Source organism: Patescibacteria group bacterium (genome assembly GCA_020148045.1).
Taxonomy (GTDB): Bacteria; Patescibacteriota; Minisyncoccia; order Minisyncoccales; family GWA2-38-27; genus JAHCRG01.
The window spans coordinates 132,850-152,731 of sequence record JAHCRG010000006.1; the positions used below are offsets into that span (position 1 = coordinate 132,850).

The window sequence follows — 19,882 nt, forward strand, 5'->3', positions numbered from 1 at the left end:
GTCCGACCTCGGGCAGTTTTGTTATATAAAAGCTTGACAAAAGTTTTAAAGTTTGCTATAATGTTGTTTAGAAAGAGAAAAGGGGTATTATATCTGGGCACCGGGTTAGATTGGTTTTTCCTCCCTAATTTTGGTGTCCAGATATAATCTCCCTTTTTTATTTGGGGCTGTGGATGAACTGTGGAAAACTTTGCTTGACTAGATCTACTGACTCATAATAAGATTATCTATTGTGGGTCTTTACTATCTAGAGGAGGAACTAGATTAAAAATTTTGTTTTTAAAAACTAAAGTTTATAAAAAAAGATTTATAGGAGTTCGAACCTTAGTATATAATTTTTTGTATATTAAAGCTTGAACTCCTTTTTTATTTGGAGTAAAGGTCGATCAAGAGTGGCTTACCCTAAGTTCTCCGGTCCTAGCTAGGAGGATGATAGGGGAAGTGCCTAGGTGGAGGACCTAAGGCAAGCCACTTAATTATTAATTAATTAACATAAAACTAAAATGAAAAAAATTGCAATTAGTTTAGGTATTATTGGAGTAGTTGCCGCCATTGTCATCGGCGCCACCACTGCTTATTTCAGCGACACTGAAACCAGCACTGGGAATACTTTAACAGCTGGAGTTATTGATATTGTAGTTGATGACCTAAATCCATGGGAAGCAAGTTTCTCTGAAGAGTTAAAGGATATGAAGCCTAGTTATACTAGATATATAGAATTTACAGTTAGAAATTTGGAAGATAGCAACCCAATTAATCTTTGGAAACATATCAATATTACTGAGCAGAGTGATGGAGTTATAACAGAGCCAGAGTGTGACGAAGGAAACGGAACATGGGATCAAGCAGGTCAGACATGTATAGGAGAGTATAAACCAAGAAACAATCTTGCTGCCTACATTATCTATGATATGTATGTGTGCAGAGATCCTCTAGAACAAGAATGTGAGACGGATGTAGATGGTAAGCCTACTACTGGAAGGTGGGAGCCAATTATTACAGAAGACCAGTATGTTCGACTTGATAATATCAGCTCTATTTGGATTTATTTAGGTCAATTAGTTCCAACTAAAGAATTGAAAGTAGTGCAGAGTTATCATTTGAGGTCTTGGCCAGGCGCTTTAGAGCCAGAAGTGACCAACTGGGCACAGGGTGATGTATTGACATTTGACATTGAGTTAATGGCAACTCAGTTAAATGCTCCGGGTCCAAAAGGCGCACAAGCTTCTCTTAATATGGTAGGTAAAGACCCAACAACTTGGGAGGAAATTCTAGATGGATCTGGTATATTAACATACAATACTTCGGGTCCGACTTTCAATTATAATTTTAGCGGAACTGGACTTAACAATATTAAGTATTGTTTAATCTACTATGCTGATCCATGGCCAGGGAATAATCCAGGTGCTTTGATTGCTAGTGGAACAGCGACTGCTAATAATCTTAGCCTGATAGGTTCTTATAACTTTGGATATGACTTACCAAATGCTAGTGATCAAAACGCTCCAGCTGGTGCAAAGATTTGGTTGGTTCCATGTGATGACTATGATGACACTACGAAGAGTATGAAGGCATGGTCACCAAGCACGTATTTGTTTGAAGAGAATTTGATTCAGTACGACGACACTGATAACTAAATAATCTAAAAGATTAGGATAATGCTGAAGGGAGGTTACCTCCCTTCAGCGAAGTCCAGTATGAAAGTATGAAAAAGATACTTGTTAGTTTAAGTATTATTGGAGTTGTTGCTGCAGTGGTTATTGGAGCAACGAGCGCTTATTTTTCTGATACTGAAACCAGCACTGGGAATACTCTCACCGCTGGGACTTTAGATTTACAAGTGGTATTTCCGTATGGCGGGGAACCTTATGCTGGTTTTCCCGGAACCCAAACTTATAATGGAGAGAATATTCCTCCAGTTGAAATTAACGATGTAAAGCCAGGAGATGAAGGCGTATTAAGATACCATATCAATAATATTGGTACTATTGGAGGAGAGATTTCAATAACCTTATCTAATGTAACTAACTCTCCTGGTGCTACTCCAGAACCAGAACTCACCCCTGATAATGGAGAATTAGGGGCTAATTTAGTGATAAATATTTGGTATGGAGATGAAGGTGAGTACCCAGATTATTCAAACCATGTTGTTACGGACACTATCATTAACGATTTAAATAACATCAAATATTTGCTTGGTGATTTAACGGCAGAAGGCGACCCAACCACTACTGATGGCAAAGACATTATGATTGAGTGGAAATTACCTTTAAGCGTTGGGAATGAGGTTCAAGGAGATATTGTCACTTTTGATATTGATTTAAACCTGGAACAAAAAGATTAGAATGAAACCATTTAAAATAATATATTACATTATTATTGCTTTTATTGGAGCAATTGCAGTTTTGTTGGTGGTTTCAGTTTTTCCCATTACTGGGAATTATAAAGTAATGATTGTTCAGTCAGGTTCAATGGCGCCAGAAATTAAGATGGGAAGTATAGTGATGGTAAAACCAACAGATGATTATAAGATTGGCGAGGTAATTACTTTTCAAGTGGGAAGGAACAAAGAGCCAATTACTCACCGAATTCACGATATCAAAGTTGTTGGGGGCGAGCCCCGCTATATTACCAAAGGTGATGCAAACAATGCCCCAGACCAGAGGGAGATTTCCCAGAGAGAGATTGTTGGCAAGGTTTTATTTGATATTCCTTATTTAGGATATGTAGTAGATTTTGCTCAAAAGCCCATTGGTTTTAGTTTAATTATTATTATTCCGGGTGCTGTCATTATTTTTGATGAAGCAAGGAAAATTTATGAAGAGATTAAAAAAAAGAAAGCCAAAAAAGCAGAATAGGGGAGTTATGAAAAAATCTATTTTGAGAATAGTTGTAGTTTTGCTAATCATGGGTCTCAATTGGACCGGTCTTTTAGCTATTGGCAGAACCCTCGCTTATTTTAACGATACTGAAAATACCTTAGAAAATAATCTTTCTGTTGGAACTTTAGATATTGTGCTGGACCCAGCCGGGGTTTATGTTTCAGGTTTGATGTATCCATCTGATGAAACATCCACTTCAATTAATTTTTCAAGTGTTGGGAGTATTCCCATCAAATATTTTTCAAAAATACTTCCTTTGACGGGAAATACGGATCCCTGCGTTTATGTCAATCTGAGTGCCACAGACGGCACACAAAATTATTCCGAGTCGTTGCTTGAATTTGTTTCCACCACTGCCACGCCAGAAGGACCTGTCAATTGGGATTATACGTTTACGATTGCTTCTTCGGCGCCGCCCGCTGTTTGGGGCAAGACCTGTTATTTCAAATGGTCTTTTACTGCCTGGGACAAGGATATGGCGGAGCCGAACAGTGGATTTATTGACATTGAGGAAAAATCCGGAGGCATAAAGATTGGCAAGACGATTGTTCTTAATGAAATTCTGGCAAATCCCATTGGGCCTGACGATGCCTATAAACCGAACGGCGAATGGGTGGAGCTTTACAACAACAGCAATATTGACATTAATGTTGCCGGCTGGGTTGTTTACGACTCTGATGACGAGCATAAACTTTACATAACAGCCGGAAATACCAATACCGGATCCACAATAGTGCCGGCGCACGGATTTTTGGTTGTCTATCGCGACGGAGACAGCGATTTTACCATTGACGATGACATAGAGACAATAAGGCTATATACCGGCTATCCTGTTTCTTCTTCAATTTTGATTGATTCTTATTCATATAGCGACGAGAAACCGGAGGGATATTCTTACGCCCGCATTCCGGATGGAGTGGGCGCATGGGTAGATCCAATTCCTACGCCTGGAGGACCAAATGTTTTAGATAATAAAGATGATATTACGTTCTCTGAACTTGTAGAAGAGTTTATGGATTCTAATGGAGGAACAGGAGATTTAATAGAGGAATTAGAAGAGTTAGAAGAGCCGATGGACATAGAGATAGTAACAGAGCCAGAAATAAGTACGGTAAGTGAACTCCCAGAGGATAGCATTATTGAAACAACCACTTCTTCTACAGAAGAAGTTATAGTTATAGAAGAAGAACCCGAGCCAGAGCTTGAACCAGAGCAGGAAACAGGAGAAATAGAGGAAGAAATTATTCAAGAAGAATCATTGATTGAAGAAGAAACTCCTACTGGAGAAGAGGAGATTCTTGAGGAAGAACCTGTTGTTGAGGGAGAAGAGCCAATTGAAGAGGAACCCGATCCCGAACCGGAACCATTAAAAGAGCCTGACCCCGAACCCGAACCTGAACCGGAACCAGAGCCAGAGCCAGAACCAGAACCAGAGCCAGAGCCAGAGCCCGAATTAAACAATAACGATAATACAGAAAATGAATAAAATATTTAATACAAGTTTAATTGTTTTAGGAATAGCTTTATTTTGCGCTACTCCAGTTTTTGCTAATGGTAATTTAATAGTAGAAGTTTGGGATGACTCACAGAGTAAATTTATACTGTTAGATTCTAATCCTTTATTCTCGGAGGCGAACTTTTTACCAGGTCAAGATGTTACCCGTTTGGTCAGAGTAAACAATAATAGTGAGAAGATTCAAAAAATAGGAGTGAATCTGATAGATGATTCTGCATGCTCAACAAATTGTCTCTCCGATGTATTAGATTTAGTTATTAGTGAAAATGGAAGCGCTTTATATTCCGGTTCCCTGACTAGTTTTTACCAAGCCGGCGAGAAACATCTTTCTAATCTGGGAGCAGGGGCTTCAACAACATATCAATTCTTAATCACTTTTAGGTCCGAGGCCGGTAATTTATATAATCCTAAAGAGGGTAACCCACAAGATACATCGGGCGCTGATTTTGATATTAAAATAGGATTTTTTGGTGAAGAATCAATAGGAGAAGAAATACCGGGTGGCGGAGGCGGAGGTTATTATATACCTGGCCTTGAGATTTATGATGAAGACGTTCCTGAAATTGGTGAAAGTTCTGTAACTATTACTTGGAAAACAACAAAACCAGCTACCAGTAGGGTAATCTATTTGATCTGTTCTCCAGAAGATCCTCCTCATGTTTTGGAGTTAGATAATCCGCCAAATTATGGATATACTTATTCAACAGATGAAAATCCCACAAAAGAAGAAGACCATACAATGGAAATTACCGGTCTTTTGTCAAATACAACTTATTGCTATCGTTGTGTTTCTCATGGTTCTTTGGCAGTGAGCACAGAGCATAGTTTTACTACTCTTAGTGTTATAGGAGAACAAGAAGAAGAGGAGGAGGAAGAGGAAGAAGAACTAGGCCCAATAGTAGGCGAGGAAGAAGAGGAAGAGGAAGAAGAGGAGGAAGAAGAGGAGGAGGAAGAAGAAGAAGTTGTTGAGGGGGAAGAAACGGGACTGGGCTGGCTCTTAGCAGCAATCGGTGATTTGTTTAGATTGGAGAATCTCTGGTGGCTTTTACTACTTCTTATAATTATAATAATTATTTTGTTTTTGTTATCTCGTAAGAAGAAAAGAAAAGAAGAATAAAAAAGCCTTTCTATACTGCCCGAGGCCCGTCCTCGGGCAGTTTTGGTATAAAAGGGGTGTGAGGGTTGACAAAATTCTTAGGTTGTGATAAATTATAGAATATTTAATCCGAGGTATTTAATCCGAGAGGATTGATTTTTATCTTGGCGGTTCGTTTAAAACTTAATTGGATAGAAAGTTAAAGAAAGGAGATGACAGTGAGAAGATAGAAAAAAAGGTAATTGTTGTTTAGAAAGCAATGTATAAACAAAGAAAGGAGAAAACGAATGAAAAGATTTTGGATGATTTTGGTATTGATGTTGGCCCTGGGTTTAGTTTTTACTTTGGCTGTTCAAGCAAAGCAGGAAAAAACAGAGGAGGTAAAAAAAGAGCCGGCAGAAACAGCATGTACAGCATGTGTTGTTGATGCCAGAAAATGTCGTGGTTTCAACAACGTAATGTATGGTGTAGTTTCTTTTAGAGAGGTTTGGAATAGTTCTAAATTTACTCTTCAAAAAGTATGTGTCGTAAAAGGTGACAAACCCAGCGTTTGGAGTTTTGAGGGTCGTGTAGCGGTTGTTTCTGAGATTACAACAACACAGCAAAAAGAGGCGAAGCAGCAAAAAGAGGTGAAACCCGAGAAAACTTCTGCAGCAGAAGAAAAATTAAGCAGGTCAATTGGAAAAATTGAAGAAGCAGAAAGAGCAGCAACAAAAAGAGAAATAGCAGCAGAAGAAGAACTGATGGAAGAAATAACCGGGTTAATTATTGAGCAGACCATGACCAAGATTGGTTATGAGTTCTACGAAAACTTCTTCATTCGTTGGGAAGCGCCAAAAGGGATTAAGGGCTACAACATCTTTATTGACGAGAGAGCCAGTCCTCTATGGGGAAGCTGGATTCAGATTAAGGTTGATACAACCATGGTTTGGAGCAAAGTGCTTAAACCAAGGTCTGAAGAGATTGAGGAAGCAGCCAAACAAGCTGTTGAAGTAACCAAGGGATTTCTCTCTCGCTATGAAGAGTACAAAAGAGAGCTTGAAGGACCAGACATGGTAGGCAGCGGTATTTAGGAGGGATTGTTAAGGAACGTGTAAGGTATTTGAAGAAAGTGTAAATTTAATCCAAAGAAAGGGGAAAGAAAATGAAACGATTAGTGATGTATGTTATTTGCGGCATTGTTTGCGTTTTGTTTTTAATGCCGGCAACTGAAGCCACAGCCACAGAATTGGTGTTTGAGTTCATAAACCCGTCTTTCGGCGGTTCGCCGTTTAATGGACCGTGGATGTTAGCTCAAGCAGAGGCCCAGAACAAGCTCGTAGAGAAGCAAAAGCCGTTTACAATGCCAAAGAGAGACCCGATACAGGACTTTGAAGATAGTCTGAATCGGCAGATACTCTACCAGATGTCAAGAAAGATAGTGAGTTCAGCATTTGGCGAGGAAGGCCTTGAGCCCGGTCAGTACAGCGTAGGCGATTACACAATTGATGTGACGGTTGATGTCATCAGTGGCATAAAAGTTACTATAACTGACACCGTAACTGGAAACTCAACCACTGTAAAAGTACCCTATTATTAAGAGAGGAGGTAAGAAATGAGAAGAATACTGAATATTGTGATTATGGCAGCCATGCTAATGGCACTTGTTCTTCTGTCTGGCTGCGCTACTACGATGGCTTCTATGTATACCGAGCGGGCAACTATGGCATTTACTACTGCTATTCATCAGGATTTGATTTCTCTGCCTCCGCCGGAAGAAAAAATTGTGGTAGCAGTTTATAAGTTTAGGGACCAGAGCGGACAGTACAAGCCTCATCCTGCCGCAGTCAGTTTTTCAACAGCTGTTACTCAAGGAGCTACTTCAATGCTGAATAAAGCTCTTGAAGATTCTGGCTGGTTTATCCCTATAGAAAGGGAAGGATTGCCTAACTTGTTGAACGAGAGGAAAATCATTCGTTCAACAATGATGCAGTATCAAGCCCAAAACAGTGAAGGCGAGAATTTACCGCCTTTACCACCTTTGCTCTATGCAGGTGTACTTTTAGAGGGAGGCATAATTGCCTATGAAACCAATTTAGTTACCGGTGGTTTCGGACTCAGATACTTTGGCTTAGGCGGTTCTACCGAGGCAAGGAAAGACCAGGTAACCATTTATTTGAGGGCTGTAGCTGTCAAGAATGGCAAGATTCTTAAATCTGTCTCAACCACCAAATCCATTCTTTCCAGAGAAGTGAATTTCGGTGTTTACAGATTTGTCAGAGTCAAGAGGTTGTTGGAGGCAGAAACCGGTTTATCCACTAATGAGCCTCCGTCAATGTGCGTCCTGGAAGCAATAGAGAAAGCTGTCTACGACCTGGTTGTAGAAGGCATTCAGGACGGCCTCTGGAATTTGAGAAATCCAGAGGACATCAACTCTCCGCTTATTCAGAAGTATTTAAAAGAAAAAGAAGCGACAGAGAAGATAGTTACCTTTGACGAAGAAGGTAACTTGGTAGCAGTTAAGGACGTTGAATGATTTCTATCCAGTATAGGCATAGACAGAGATGAAAGAAAGAGAGGTAATTTATGAACAGAAGGATTTTAATAGTAACAATGGCTTTGGTAATTCTTCTTGGTTTATCCGGCTTGGCTCTTGCTGATGGTAATACCAGCACTGTCGATCAGACCGGCAACGACAACAGAGCTAGGGTTAGCCAAGATGGCAGTGGTAATGAAGCCACTATCACCCAGGAAGGCGATGACAACGTTGCTTCTCAGAGTCAGACCGGCGACGAGGACATTGCCATTATCACCCAGACAGGCAATGGGAACACAGCTTACCAGTCCCAGACCGGCAGCACTAACAACCAAGCCACTATTGTGCAAAACACCAGTGGCACTGGGAATATTGCTAGCCAAACCCAGAACGGCAGTTGGAATATTGCCTTGATTCAGCAAATTGAAAGTAGTACTCTCAATACTGCTGCTCAGGTCCAGACGGGTATTGGGAACGATGCCTCGATTGAGCAGAGTGGGTCCGCAGCTGGGAACACGGCTAACCAAACCCAGATTGGAACCGGCGTCGCCTGGAACATAGCTAAGATACGGCAGAGGGGAAAAGACTCCATCGCCAGGCAATACCAGGACGGCCGTGGCAACGATGCCTATATTGGCCAGTTTTCATCTTACAACTATGCTGCACAGAACCAGACAGGTGAGTACAATGGGGCCAAGATTATGCAGTTTGCCGCACACAACATTGCTTACCAAACCCAAGTTGGTATCTCCAATATTGCTGAGATTGAGCAGCGGGGAGTTGGAAACTATGCTCGACAAAACCAGACAGGTGATGACAATGAGGCCAAAATTTCCCAGAACCCGTACCCTAGTGATGGTGGCGGCAACGTAGCTTACCAAACTCAGAACGGTAACGGCAACTATGCTGAAGCTACGCAGGTTGGTTGGAACAATTGGAGTTCTCAGACCCAGACCGGTGACTTCGATTCGAGCATTGTTACTCAGATAGGGGATGGTAATGTAGCTACGGTTGTCCAAACTCCGTAAGTTAAGTCAATGTTTTAACCCGGAGCAATAGTGCTCCATAGAATTTTCATCTTGTCTATATTTGGAAGAAATAAACCCCCACTACCAATTTCATTGGTGTGAGGGTAAACCTATTACTACCAGAAATTTTTTTGAAGTTTTGGTGTGAGGGTGAAGGGCGAGGATTAAAAAAATCTTCGCCCTGTTTTTATTTTTTATTTCCATTTCCGATTTTTTTTACATTTCTATTTTGCCCGAGGCCCGTCCTCGGGCAGTTTTGGTGTAGGGGTTGACCCCCACTTTTGTTAGTTTGAATGGAGGTTGACAATCTTCTTTGGTTATGATAATTTACAAGATATCTAAAAATCAATTCGTTAAAGGAAAAAATCCGAGAGGATTGATTTTTATCTTGGCGGTTCGTTTAAAACTTAAAAGGTAACTTGGTAGCAGTTAAGGACGTTGAATGATTTCTATCCAGTATAGACATAGACAGAGATGAAAGAAAGAGAGGTAATTTATGAACAGAAGGATTTTAATAGTAACAATGGCTTTGGTAATTCTTCTTGGTTTGTCTGGATTAGCTTTTGCCGATGGGAATGTGAGCACGGTCAATCAGACCGGCGCTGGCAATAGTGCTACGGTTAGCCAAGCTGGTATTAACAACGATGCTGAGATTACTCAAAATGGCAATGGGAACGTTTCTTCTCAGAGCCAAGCCGGCCCTGTTGGTAATAACGAAGCTAAGATTCTCCAGGTTGGTAACACGAATATTGCTTCCCAAGACCAGAGGATCGGCAACAACCTGGCCGAGATTAAGCAGACCAGTACAGGTAGCAACCTTGCTTCTCAAATCCAGTGGGGCCAATGGAATATTGCCCTGATTGAGCAAATTGAAGGGAGCAACGGCAATAGGGCTTACCAAGTCCAGCTCAGTAAAGGCCACAATGCTTATATTAAGCAGGACGAGAACGCAACTGGCAACTATGCTTCTCAAACCCAGTCTGGTGGTCCTGGGATGGGCGGCGAGAACACCGCTGGGATATGGCAGAGCGGAGACTCCGCCACTGCCATTCAGAACCAGACTGGTAATGTGAATGGTGCCTACATTAGGCAGAGAGGCGTTGCCAGCCGGGCTTACCAAACCCAATATGGTATCTCCAACGCCGCCTTTATTGTCCAGTTCTCATCTGGAAACTATGCTGCACAAGACCAGACAGGTGAGGGCAATGAAGCCAGGATTCGGCAGTTTGGCGGTGACGGCAACGTAGCTTACCAAACCCAGAACGGTAACGACAACGATGCTTTCGCTACGCAGGTTGGTTCTAGTAATTTCAGTTCTCAGACCCAGAACGGCACCAGCGATTTCAGTGTTGTCCAGCAGATAGGAAACGGTAATGTGTCTACGGTTGTCCAAAGCAACTAAGTCAATGTTTTAACCCGGGGCAATAGTGCTCCATAGAATTTCATCTTGTTTATGTTTGGAAGAAATAAACCCCCACTACCAATTTCATTGGTGTGAGGGTGAAGGGCGAGGATTAAAAAATCTTCGCCCTGTTTTTTTCGATTTTTTTACATTTCTATTTTGCCCGAGGCCCGTCCTCGGGCAGTTTTGGTATAAAAGGAAGGTTTGACAATCTTCTTTGGCTGTGATAATTTACAGGATAGTTTGAAACCAATTCTTTGAAGGAAAGAATTAGGAGAATTGGTTTTTAACGGTTCTTTGAAAATTTAAGAAAGGAGGTGATGGAAATGGAAAGAAAAATGCCAAGAGAGCCACCCGGAGAATAGATTAAGCCAGAAAATGAAGTATTTGTTTTGGCAGTCAATTGTATTTTGTAGGAAATTTTATTGAAAAGAAACTGTTTTTTCACAATTAAATTCAGAAAGGAATTGTTATGGAAAAGAGATTGTTACTGTTAGTTGTGGTGCTTGTGGTGGTTGGTTTGGGGAGTTCTCCTGCTTTTGCCTTAGACCCGATGGGGCCTCCAACAGGGAACCTGAGACAGGGGCAGTCTCAAGCAGGGATTGATTACTCCTACAGCACAATGGACCTTAAATTAACCAACGGTAAATGGACTGAGTATAAAAATGGAAGGTTTTACGACTCAGGAGAAGCGTTTTCCTTGACCCTCAAGAATTTCAAGATGAATAAGGTATATGCCAACTTTGGATATGGCATCTTTGACAACTGGGACCTATTTTTGCGTTTAGGCGGAGCAGACGCCAAATTTGGTGACTCAATCTGGGAAGAAGGAGAAAAATTTGATGGCCCGGCTAGTTTTACAATTGGCTTTGGTACCAAAGCAACCTTTTATCAAGAGGGTCCTCTCAAATTGGGCGGACTGTTTCAAGCAAGTTGGGCTGATTTGGATGGGCATCTAAAAGCAAAGGACTGGGCTGACTCTGTTGATATTGAGCTTACTGAGATGCAAATCGCTATAGGCCCAAGCTATGAGCTGGCAGACGGTGTTTCTATTTACGGCGGCCCCTTTTTCCATTTCGTTAATGGCGATTTAGATGATAATTTTAGTGAGACGTGGAACGGAGATGTCTTGAGTTCGAAATACTCCTGGGATATTGGTGAGGCCTCTACTTTCGGTTATTATATTGGTTTTCAGGGAGTGAACCTCACCGAAAACATTTTTCTCAACATCGAGTACCAGCGTACAGCATCAGCTGATGCTCTTGGTCTGAAGCTCATCTGGAGATTTTAGTCAAAACTAAGCCGAGGAGGTAGCTATCTTTACCCCTCGGCATTTTTTATGAAGCCCGACTTCACTTAATTCATCTCTATTTTGTAAACTTCTGAGTTGTTGAGAAGATGGATTGTTTTGTTGTCTGAGGAGATATCAAGATCTTTGAGATTATCAAATTTTTGGCTTTGGAATTGCTTGATGATTTTGCCTTTTTTATCAATAATAACAACTCTGTTTTTTACTGGTTCTAAAAGATAAAGATAGGGGATATCTGCTTTGGTTTTGATTTGAGTAATATTTTCTGGAAATGGGAAGAAATCAGGGATTATAGTTTCTTGAAAAGAACCAGCATAGTAGCGAAGGACTGAATTATCTTCGTTCAAAATCCAAACTGAACCGTCAACTGTCATTGATTTTGGCTCAGAGCAAGGGCCTTTATCTTTCGTCCATTTTTTAGGAGAGCCCCAATTTAGAGCCCCTAAGAGAGAATATTTAATAATCTCGCAAGTTTTTTTGTCTAAGAAGTAAAGATTGGAAAGGTAAGAAGCGGATAAATCAAAATTAAATTCAAATGAAGGTGGGTCAACAAGAGAGCTGGAAGGAGAAGAGAACAAGCTTGAATCCGGTTCATTTACAAGTTCGGGATTTTCAATCTTTTCTAATTTGTTTAAATTTTCCAAGTTTTCTTCAATTGATTGTTTTAAATCAATTATATCAGAAGTTTTTGTTTCGGTTAAAGGTAAAATTTCTTTCCAGGCCTCTTTAAAAAGAGAATTGGCTTCTTCTTCGTTTTTAAAAATTAAAAAGCTTTCTGCCTGATTAACTTTTTCTTGTATCTTAGCTAAAGAGGTTCTAATTTCTTTTTCTTTTCTTCCCACTGCTTGTTTAAAAATTAAAAATCCCAGGAGGAGAACAGAAGCTAAGACAAGAATCAGAATTAGCTTTTTCTTAATGTTTGTCTTGGGACGAAGTTTTTCTATTATAGGGCCTGGTGTAGGTATTTTTATTTTTGGCAATTTTATCTTTGGCAAATTTGGCTTTTTGATAATCTTCGGAAGTTTAAAGGGAAATCTAATTTTTGGAAAGGAGAATTTCTTTTCGCTTTGAAAAAGAATCGCTTTGCCTCTTTTTGTTGGTTCTGTTTTTACAACAGAGAGGAGGCAAGTCCCAGAAACTTTTGAGCCCTCGCCTTTAGTAAAAAGAGAAGAGGGTAAAATTTCTTTTATTTTTTTTCCATTAATATTTTCGCTTTGAGCGATTTTAGTCAATAGATTTTGCTGAAGGAAAAATTCAAAAATCTCCTTGGTCAAAACCAAGATTTTATCATCTTGAGTTAATTTGCCTGAAACAACATTAAGAAAAATTTTCAAAGGATAGGGTTCAATTTCCCGGAGGTCTAAGTTTTTACCAATATCAATTATTTGTCCGGCTCTTAACAGCAAAATTTTAATATCGCCGGTTTTAGTAAAAATTAAATTAAAATCTTTTAAAGAAAAAACAGCAAAGTTTAAGTTTCCCAGCCAGCTGACATTTTCCTTTTTTACTTTTTCAGCTAAATATTCATTTGTTTTTTTTAAACTTTGCGAAAGAGCTTTTTCAGGAAATTTTTGGGAAAAAGTATAATAGCTTTTCTTGATAGCTTTAGCAATATCATCTAAAAGTTTTAGATTTTGGGGCAGAACGTTCCGAAGTTCTCCAACAACGTATAAATTTCCTAGGTTCTTCTCGTAGATATTTTCCGGTTCATAAATAAAACTGTCAAAGATTTGGTCTTCTTTTAGTTTAGGGTTAAAATGTAGTTCAAATACTTGCATGATAGTTCTATTTATTATAATATATATAAAAATGGTGAGCAATCTTGGGCGTATAGCTCAGTGGTTAGAGCGCACGGTTCACATCCGTGAGGTCTGTGGTTCAAATCCACATACGCCCACAATGGCATCATTAGAGTAGCTTTTTGGTTCTTTCACCAAGTTTCACCAGAGTTTACTCTCTGCACAATGATGTCAGCAAGCCCTCACACCAAAATTAGTAGTGTGACGGGCAAGGGAGAGTTTGGCGTTCCCTCTCCGGCCAATACTCTCCCTCTTTTTTTAAAACAAAAGCCCAGCTTCTCATTGCTGAGCTTTTATTTCATCTATACCCCTTTTGTAATAGTCCTCCAAACTCTTCCAGCCCCAATAAATCATTAGTATCAGACCTAAATCAATCAAGAAAATGGAAAGATTAATTAAAGGAAATCCTTGGTATTTTTCAATACTTAAGGAAAATAGCCAAACCAGAATTACAGTAAAACCGCAGCCAGTTTTCCTTCGCCCCCATTTATTGGGAGAAAGATCAATTTTTATCCCTTTAATGTAATAGTAGAAAGCTCCAATACATCCAGCAATAAAAATTGCTCCAACTATTGAAAGCATCAAAATTCCCAAAGCAGTGGTAAGGCCGTTAGTATAGAAGGGTAGGTTCGTTAACTTCCAACGATTGTGCCAGATTAAAACCATCAATGCTGGATAAATAAAAACATGGTCTGCTAGTATGTCTAAAATAGAACCAAACACACTTTTACCGTAACGTCGTGCGATCGGCCCATCAATACAATCGGTGAAAGTAGCGAGCCCGCCCAAAATATCTATTAACCAGAGTCGGTCGGGATTATTAATGGCTGTAAGCAAAAACCAAACAGCCATTACCAATCTACTTAAAGTAATACTGTTGGCTAGGTTTTGTTGCAGCCAAGTTGGTATCAAACGAATCTTTTCTCTTATATATTCAGAGATTTTTCTGTTCATTTCATTCTCCTTTCATTTTTCAGTTGAGAAGGAACATTTTTGTTTTTTGTTGGATGTAGTATAATATAATAATGAGTATTTTTTTGCAAGGATTAATTTGGCAGTTTTTTGATGTGCCAAAAGCAATTTTAAAGGGCTGGAAAAATTTTCTTTTGTTTAATTTAAATTATTTTTCAGTTCCTATTCTTTTGAAAACCTTTTTTTCTCATTGGCGCAGATATCATTATCCTTATGGAAAAGTATTTGAGGCATGGAAAAACATTGAGACATTTGTTTTTAATATGATGTCCAGAATTATTGGGGCTCTTTTAAGAACCATTTTTATAATTTTGGGACTATTCATAGAAGCTTTAATAATTTTAGGAGGAACGATAGTATTTTTTGGCTGGCTTTTATTGCCAGTTTTATTATTGGCAGGATTATTATTCGGCTTAAAGCTCGTTTTTTACTAATTTTGTTTCATGACCTATGTTCAACTTTAATCTTAAAAAAGCAAAGATATATCAAGCGGTGAAATGGGAAAAGTTTTCGTTTTTTAGATTTGCTAAAATTTTAAAGATATTGTTTTTTGTTTTGTTTGTTTTAGTGTTTTTAGCATTTCTTTATGGATTTGTGCCGGAGAATTTCTCGCCAGAGACCAACAGGACTCTATTAGGTCTTTCAATAATTTTTCTTGTTTCAACTCTGAGTTCTTGGATTAAAGAAAGCTTTTTTAATTTAAAATTAAAAAAGCCAGAGCTTAAAGCTAATATTAGTGAAGCATTATTAGATCCGGAGAGCTATAACCTGGCTGAGTTTTTAAGCTTTGAAGCAGCTAAGGCGGTTAGTAAGTCCAAATTAAGCTCAACTCGTCTTTTTTATTTTATTTTAATTGATAACCCGAAATTAGATTTTATTTTCTTACGCGCCCTTTTGGATTCCAACGAGATTAAAAAAATATTAAAGAAAGAGTTAAAGGCCAAAGAATCCGATAATTTTCAAAGAACTATTCTTGAGGCCTTGGGAATAGCCCAGAAAAAAAATCATACCAGAATTGAAATAGGGGATGTCCTATCTGCTCTTGCCAAGCATAACCTGATTTTTAAAAGGATTTTAGTTAAACATAAACTCAAAGCCGAGGATATTGAAAATTTAACCTGGTGGTTGGAAAATATTAAAGAAAAAATCAAAAAAAGGAAAAGGTTCTGGGAATATGAAAATTTAGCTAAAAGAGGAACATTGGCTAAAGAATGGACAGCTGGTTATACGATAGCTTTAGATAGATATTCCAAAGATTTAACTGATTCAATTAGGAAGAAGGATTTAGAATTTGTTGGCCATAAAGAAGAAATGAAGAGGATAGAAAGAATTTTAGCTAGAAGAGAAATTAATAATGTTTTAATAATTGGGGAACCAGGCACAGGAAAAAGAAGCATGGTTTATGCTTTAACCCAGATGAGTTTATTAGGCAGAAGTTTGCCTGGGGTGAGTTACAAGAGGGTGGTTGAATTAGATGTGCCGGCTTTACTGGCTCAACTTGAAAGTATGGAAGATGTTGAAGCTACTTTAGATAAAATTTTCCAGGAAGTAGTTTTGGCTGGCAATATTATTTTGGTGATTGATGGATTCCACAACTATATTGGCCAAGTTTCCAGGCCAGGAATAATTGATATTTCAGGAGTTATCGCACCCTATTTACGTTTTCCCCAATTTCAAATTGTAGCAATTACAACTTACGAAGGTCTTCACAGATATATTGAAAAAAATCCTTCTATCTTATCTCTTTTTGGGAAAGTAGAGGTTTCAGGAATCTCCCAAAGGGAGACGCTTGTGCTTTTGGGGTATTTAACCTTTGCTCTTGAGAAAAGATACAAAATCTTTATTTCTTATCCTGCTATGCGAGAGATAATTTCTTTGACTGACCGTTATTTCCCTTCCCTTCATTTTCCCGAGAAAGCCATAGACATTTTAGATGAAGTAGCAGTTTATGTTGCGGGCTCAACAAGAGAAAAAGTAGTTTTGCCAAAGCATATAGCTAAGATTATTACCGAAAAGACCGAGATTCCGGTGGGAGAGATAGAGGCGAAAGAAAGAGAGGTTTTACTCAATTTAGAAAATTTAATTCATCAAAGAATTATTAATCAGGACGAAGCAGTAAAAGAAGTTTCAACTGCCCTTCGGAGAGCCAGGTCAGAAGTTACAGTAAGAAAAGGTTCAATGGGTTGCTTTTTGTTTTTAGGACCTACCGGGGTTGGTAAAACCGAAACCTCAAAAGCCCTGGCAGAGTATTATTTTGGTTCAGAAAAGAAGATGATAAGATTAGATATGTCAGAGTTTCAAGATATAAAAGACATCCCTAGATTGATTGGTTCTGCAACTGAGACAGGGCTTTTAACAACTCCGGTTCGGGAAAATCCCTTTTCTTTAATTCTTTTGGATGAAATTGAAAAAGCTAATCACAATATTTTGAATTTATTTTTACAGGTTCTTGATGAAGGTCATTTAACAGATGGTTTTGGAAGAAAGGTTGATTTTAAAAATTCAATAATTATTGCCACCAGTAATGCTGGTTATAAGGTGATTTTGGAAGCTTTAAAAAGAAAAACCGAATGGGCAGGAGTAAAACAAAAACTTTTAGATTATCTTTTTGAGAAAAGAATATTTAGACCAGAATTTATCAATCGTTTTGATGCAGTTGTCGTTTTCAGGCCCTTAACCAAAGAAAACCTTTTAGATATTGCTCAGCTGATGTTATCAAAATTAAAAAAGAATCTTCAAAAAAAAGGCATTGAATTTATAATTACAGAACCCCTCAAAGAAAAAGTAGTTGAATTAGGCTATAGCCCGGTTTTCGGGGCAAGGGCAATGAGAAGGGTTATTCAGGATAAAGTAGAAAATGTTTTAGCTTCTGCCTTGCTTTCCGGCCAACTAAAAAGAGGGGATAGAGTAGAACTTGACCCAAAGAAATTTAAACTGATTATTAATCCTTAATAATAAAAACAAGAAATAAAACAGGCCGGGTGGTCTTTGACCACTCGGCCTTTTGCTTTTTAAAATTCTATAGCTATTGCCGTAGCTTCTGGGTAGTCTTCGTGGGTTAAGGATTTCTTATCATCTGCAATTTGGCGGGTAGCTTCTAGGATAGCATACAGCCCACCCTTTTTATAAAGCCGGATTATTTCTCCTGCCATTCCTAATTCATTTTTTGTCCATTCAAACGGAATGAGACCGTCAGAGAAAAGAAGCAAAAACCCTATTCCCGCCCGCGGAAGTGTAAATTTCTGCCAAAAATGTTCAAATTCAGGCTGACCATTAAGAAGAGCAAATCCTCCTTGCTTAGTGTTGATATTGGCTCGTCGCTTTTCTGTAAGAATGGGGCGGAATTCCTCCCACATTTTCTGCCTATCTCCTTTATGTTTTTTCATAAGCTCTGCGATAATGAGAAGAAGTTCCTCCTCGTAACTATATGTTTTGTTAGGGGTTGCTCCAAGGGTTCCGTCTTTTGTTTGCCATATTGCTAGAGCATCTCCTCCTTGAAGAATGTGGATATTCGTAGTGTTTACAGATGCTACAACAAAAGCAGCAGAAGGAAGCAATTCTGATTCCTTTAGAGATAAACCACTTGCCTCAATATCCTGGCGAATCAAGCTATTTGCTCTCCGAACAATGCCTTCCAAAGAAGATGTTGCTGGAGAGGCATTTCTAAAAGCATAAGAAATAATATGTGATGCAAGTTGACCACCTGTCATTCCGTGAAAAAGTGTTGGACCTTCGTCAGGAAGATAAATTCCGGTTATGCCATCAGTTACAGCATAGTAATAAGGGGGCTGGAAAATAATCCCATCTTCAGGGATACGCGCACTACCTTGATCATACAAAACCTTTATCATTGGTTACTCCTTTCTTTCATTTTTTGATTTTCAAATAACATTGGTTATGACAACAGCGCCATAACACTTGAATTGTATCATAGTATATCAAATCTGTCAAGATTTTGTGGGTGTGAAAAAAATGTGGAAAAGTATGGGTTGACGGGGGTATATGAAGTGGGGTATAAAGAAAGCAGAGTGTATAATTGTGGAAAACTATGGGAAAACCCCTAGTTTTTGTGGAAAACTATGTTTATTGGAGAATATTGTCATATTATAGATACTAAAAAACGTTTATCTCTTCCAGCTAAATTTCGAAGAGAGCTCGGTAAAAAAGTAACAGTGACTAGGGGTTTTGAGAATTGTTTGGCTATTTATCCAGAAAAAGAATGGAAGATAGTAACAGATAAGTTAGAAAAATTGCCAACAAGTCAAATTGGAGTCAGAAGTTTTAGCAGAGTTATTCTTGCTGGTGCCATGGAGGTTAGCTTAGATAAGCTAGGAAGAATTCTTATTCCAGATTATTTAAAAAAATACGCTGGTTTAAAAAAGAATGTTATAATCTGCGGACTCTCTAACAAGTTAGAAGTTTGGGATGTTCAGAAATGGGAAATATACCGGAAGAGAGCTGAAAAGGATATTGAGAAGGTTGGAGAGCAATTACCAGAGTTGGGAATTTAAATTAAAAAATGCACATACCTGTTCTTCAAAAAGAAGTTTTACAATATTTAGATCCAAAGCCAAATGAAAATTTTATTGATGCAACGATTGATGGCGGGGGACATACTATTACTATCCTCGGGAAAATTAAGCCAAATGGGAAAGTATTGGGGATTGAAATTGACCCAGAAATTTATCAGAAATTGGAGTCAAAGAATTTAGACAGATTAGTTTTAACAAATGATTCTTATGTAAATTTAAAAAGCATCCTTGAGAAAAGTAATTTCAGACCGGTTAATGGAATATTATTTGACCTTGGAATGTCAAGCTGGCACTTGGAAGAATCGGGCAGGGGATTTACATTTTTAAAAGATGAGCCACTTGATATGAGATATAGTTTAGAGAATAATTTAACTGCTGAAAAAATTATAAATAATTATTCTCAAGAAGAGATTGAAAAAATATTGAAAGAATACGGAGAAGAGAGATTTGCCAGAAGAATTGCTAAAAGAATTATAAAAGAAAGGCCCATTAAGACAACTCTTCAACTGGTAGAGATTATTAAAAGAGTAGTCCCGGGGAGAACAAAGATTAACCCAGCCACCCGAACATTTCAGGCATTAAGGATTGCTGTTAATGATGAGCTAAATAACTTAAGGAAAGTTTTACCCCAAACAATAGAAGTTTTAGCGCCAGGGGGAAAGATTGTCATAATTTCCTTTCATTCTTTAGAAGATAGAATTGTCAAGAATTTTTTCAAAAGTTCAAATTTAAATATCTTAACAAAAAAACCAGTAAGACCTTCAAAAGAAGAAATTAAAATTAACCCCCGCTCGCGTAGCGCGAAGCTCCGAGCAGCGGTAAAACAATAAA

The 19,882-nt window shown here is 38.6% G+C and carries 18 protein-coding genes and 1 tRNA gene; 16 read left to right on the forward strand and 3 right to left on the reverse strand.

Annotation, left to right across the window (positions count from 1 at the left end):
- Window positions 1–503: 503 nt before the first annotated feature.
- The 11 genes from KJA13_02250 (at window position 504) to KJA13_02300 (ending at window position 11,730) form a co-directional block, all read left to right on the forward strand.
- Window positions 504–1,637 carry a SipW-dependent-type signal peptide-containing protein gene (locus tag KJA13_02250; GenBank protein MBZ9577836.1) on the forward strand — a complete coding sequence of 378 codons (1,134 nt, stop codon included), beginning with the start codon at window positions 504–506 and terminating at the stop codon, window positions 1,635–1,637.
- Window positions 1,638–1,705: 68 nt separating this feature from the next.
- A complete protein-coding gene (locus tag KJA13_02255; GenBank protein ID MBZ9577837.1) occupies window positions 1,706–2,344 on the forward strand; it encodes a SipW-dependent-type signal peptide-containing protein in 639 nt (212 codons plus the stop codon).
- Window position 2,345: 1 nt separating this feature from the next.
- On the forward strand, window positions 2,346–2,858 hold the full coding sequence (locus tag KJA13_02260) for a signal peptidase I (GenBank protein MBZ9577838.1): 513 nt from the start codon (window positions 2,346–2,348) through the stop codon (window positions 2,856–2,858).
- Complete coding sequence (locus KJA13_02265) at window positions 2,818–4,368, forward strand: lamin tail domain-containing protein (protein MBZ9577839.1); 1,551 nt, start codon at window positions 2,818–2,820, stop codon at window positions 4,366–4,368. Before KJA13_02260 ends, KJA13_02265 begins: the two co-directional genes overlap by 41 nt.
- Complete coding sequence (locus tag KJA13_02270) at window positions 4,361–5,515, forward strand: fibronectin type III domain-containing protein (GenBank protein MBZ9577840.1); 1,155 nt, start codon at window positions 4,361–4,363, stop codon at window positions 5,513–5,515. Before KJA13_02265 ends, KJA13_02270 begins: the two co-directional genes overlap by 8 nt.
- Window positions 5,516–5,781: 266 nt before the next feature.
- Window positions 5,782–6,567 (forward strand): hypothetical protein, encoded by a 786-nt coding sequence (locus tag KJA13_02275; protein MBZ9577841.1) that lies wholly within the window; start codon window positions 5,782–5,784, stop codon window positions 6,565–6,567.
- Between the two features lie 71 nt (window positions 6,568–6,638).
- Window positions 6,639–7,073, forward strand: a complete 435-nt coding sequence (locus KJA13_02280) for a curli assembly protein CsgF (protein ID MBZ9577842.1) — start codon at window positions 6,639–6,641, stop codon at window positions 7,071–7,073.
- Between the two features lie 15 nt (window positions 7,074–7,088).
- Complete coding sequence (locus KJA13_02285; GenBank protein ID MBZ9577843.1) at window positions 7,089–8,009, forward strand: curlin; 921 nt, start codon at window positions 7,089–7,091, stop codon at window positions 8,007–8,009.
- A gap of 50 nt (window positions 8,010–8,059) precedes the next feature.
- Window positions 8,060–9,037 (forward strand): hypothetical protein, encoded by a 978-nt coding sequence (locus KJA13_02290; protein ID MBZ9577844.1) that lies wholly within the window; start codon window positions 8,060–8,062, stop codon window positions 9,035–9,037.
- Between the two features lie 496 nt (window positions 9,038–9,533).
- Window positions 9,534–10,439, forward strand: a complete 906-nt coding sequence (locus tag KJA13_02295) for a hypothetical protein (GenBank protein MBZ9577845.1) — start codon at window positions 9,534–9,536, stop codon at window positions 10,437–10,439.
- Between the two features lie 472 nt (window positions 10,440–10,911).
- Window positions 10,912–11,730 (forward strand): hypothetical protein, encoded by an 819-nt coding sequence (locus KJA13_02300; protein ID MBZ9577846.1) that lies wholly within the window; start codon window positions 10,912–10,914, stop codon window positions 11,728–11,730.
- A 65-nt stretch (window positions 11,731–11,795) separates the two neighbouring features.
- Here the strand turns inward: KJA13_02300 and KJA13_02305 are convergent, their stop codons facing one another.
- Complete coding sequence (locus KJA13_02305; protein ID MBZ9577847.1) at window positions 11,796–13,526, reverse strand: hypothetical protein; 1,731 nt, start codon at window positions 13,524–13,526, stop codon at window positions 11,796–11,798.
- A 46-nt stretch (window positions 13,527–13,572) separates the two neighbouring features.
- Between KJA13_02305 and KJA13_02310 the strand changes: the two genes are divergently transcribed.
- A tRNA-Val gene (locus KJA13_02310) sits at window positions 13,573–13,645 on the forward strand.
- Window positions 13,646–13,826: 181 nt separating this feature from the next.
- On the opposite strand, the gene KJA13_02315 is transcribed toward KJA13_02310, so the two are convergent.
- The gene (locus tag KJA13_02315; protein ID MBZ9577848.1) at window positions 13,827–14,501 is read right to left on the reverse strand and encodes a CDP-alcohol phosphatidyltransferase family protein; all 675 of its coding nucleotides are present in this window, start codon (window positions 14,499–14,501) and stop codon (window positions 13,827–13,829) included.
- 68 nt (window positions 14,502–14,569) lie between these two features.
- Here KJA13_02315 and KJA13_02320 point away from each other — a divergent pair, with 68 nt between their 5' ends.
- Entirely contained in the window at window positions 14,570–14,953 is a 384-nt protein-coding gene (locus KJA13_02320; protein MBZ9577849.1) for a hypothetical protein, read from the forward strand.
- Between the two features lie 16 nt (window positions 14,954–14,969).
- Window positions 14,970–17,471 carry an ATP-dependent Clp protease ATP-binding subunit gene (locus KJA13_02325; protein MBZ9577850.1) on the forward strand — a complete coding sequence of 834 codons (2,502 nt, stop codon included), beginning with the start codon at window positions 14,970–14,972 and terminating at the stop codon, window positions 17,469–17,471.
- A 59-nt stretch (window positions 17,472–17,530) separates the two neighbouring features.
- Here the strand turns inward: KJA13_02325 and KJA13_02330 are convergent, their stop codons facing one another.
- Complete coding sequence (locus KJA13_02330; protein MBZ9577851.1) at window positions 17,531–18,370, reverse strand: hypothetical protein; 840 nt, start codon at window positions 18,368–18,370, stop codon at window positions 17,531–17,533.
- A gap of 228 nt (window positions 18,371–18,598) precedes the next feature.
- Between KJA13_02330 and mraZ the strand changes: the two genes are divergently transcribed.
- Together mraZ and rsmH are read left to right on the forward strand one after the other, a co-directional pair.
- Window positions 18,599–19,030 (forward strand): division/cell wall cluster transcriptional repressor MraZ, encoded by a 432-nt coding sequence (mraZ, locus tag KJA13_02335; GenBank protein ID MBZ9577852.1) that lies wholly within the window; start codon window positions 18,599–18,601, stop codon window positions 19,028–19,030.
- An 8-nt stretch (window positions 19,031–19,038) separates the two neighbouring features.
- Complete coding sequence (gene rsmH / locus KJA13_02340) at window positions 19,039–19,881, forward strand: 16S rRNA (cytosine(1402)-N(4))-methyltransferase RsmH (GenBank protein MBZ9577853.1); 843 nt, start codon at window positions 19,039–19,041, stop codon at window positions 19,879–19,881.
- The last annotated feature ends 1 nt before the right edge of the window (window position 19,882 follow it).

What these genes read in the sequence shown, in the direction of transcription:
- KJA13_02300 (MBZ9577846.1), top strand. Translation starts at nt 10,912, where the DNA reads ATGGAAAAGAGATTGTTACTGTTAGTTGTGGTGCTTGTGGTGGTTGGT.
- KJA13_02280 (MBZ9577842.1), top strand. Translation starts at nt 6,639, where the DNA reads ATGAAACGATTAGTGATGTATGTTATTTGCGGCATTGTTTGCGTTTTG.
- KJA13_02315 (MBZ9577848.1), bottom strand. Translation starts at nt 14,501, where the DNA reads ATGAACAGAAAAATCTCTGAATATATAAGAGAAAAGATTCGTTTGATA.
- KJA13_02270 (MBZ9577840.1), top strand. Translation starts at nt 4,361, where the DNA reads ATGAATAAAATATTTAATACAAGTTTAATTGTTTTAGGAATAGCTTTA.
- KJA13_02255 (MBZ9577837.1), top strand. Translation starts at nt 1,706, where the DNA reads ATGAAAAAGATACTTGTTAGTTTAAGTATTATTGGAGTTGTTGCTGCA.
- KJA13_02265 (MBZ9577839.1), top strand. Translation starts at nt 2,818, where the DNA reads ATGAAGAGATTAAAAAAAAGAAAGCCAAAAAAGCAGAATAGGGGAGTT.
- KJA13_02290 (MBZ9577844.1), top strand. Translation starts at nt 8,060, where the DNA reads ATGAACAGAAGGATTTTAATAGTAACAATGGCTTTGGTAATTCTTCTT.
- KJA13_02285 (MBZ9577843.1), top strand. Translation starts at nt 7,089, where the DNA reads ATGAGAAGAATACTGAATATTGTGATTATGGCAGCCATGCTAATGGCA.
- mraZ (MBZ9577852.1), top strand. Translation starts at nt 18,599, where the DNA reads ATGTTTATTGGAGAATATTGTCATATTATAGATACTAAAAAACGTTTA.
- KJA13_02250 (MBZ9577836.1), top strand. Translation starts at nt 504, where the DNA reads ATGAAAAAAATTGCAATTAGTTTAGGTATTATTGGAGTAGTTGCCGCC.
- KJA13_02295 (MBZ9577845.1), top strand. Translation starts at nt 9,534, where the DNA reads ATGAACAGAAGGATTTTAATAGTAACAATGGCTTTGGTAATTCTTCTT.
- KJA13_02305 (MBZ9577847.1), bottom strand. Translation starts at nt 13,526, where the DNA reads ATGCAAGTATTTGAACTACATTTTAACCCTAAACTAAAAGAAGACCAA.
- KJA13_02330 (MBZ9577851.1), bottom strand. Translation starts at nt 18,370, where the DNA reads ATGATAAAGGTTTTGTATGATCAAGGTAGTGCGCGTATCCCTGAAGAT.
- KJA13_02275 (MBZ9577841.1), top strand. Translation starts at nt 5,782, where the DNA reads ATGAAAAGATTTTGGATGATTTTGGTATTGATGTTGGCCCTGGGTTTA.
- KJA13_02260 (MBZ9577838.1), top strand. Translation starts at nt 2,346, where the DNA reads ATGAAACCATTTAAAATAATATATTACATTATTATTGCTTTTATTGGA.
- KJA13_02325 (MBZ9577850.1), top strand. Translation starts at nt 14,970, where the DNA reads ATGTTCAACTTTAATCTTAAAAAAGCAAAGATATATCAAGCGGTGAAA.
- rsmH (MBZ9577853.1), top strand. Translation starts at nt 19,039, where the DNA reads ATGCACATACCTGTTCTTCAAAAAGAAGTTTTACAATATTTAGATCCA.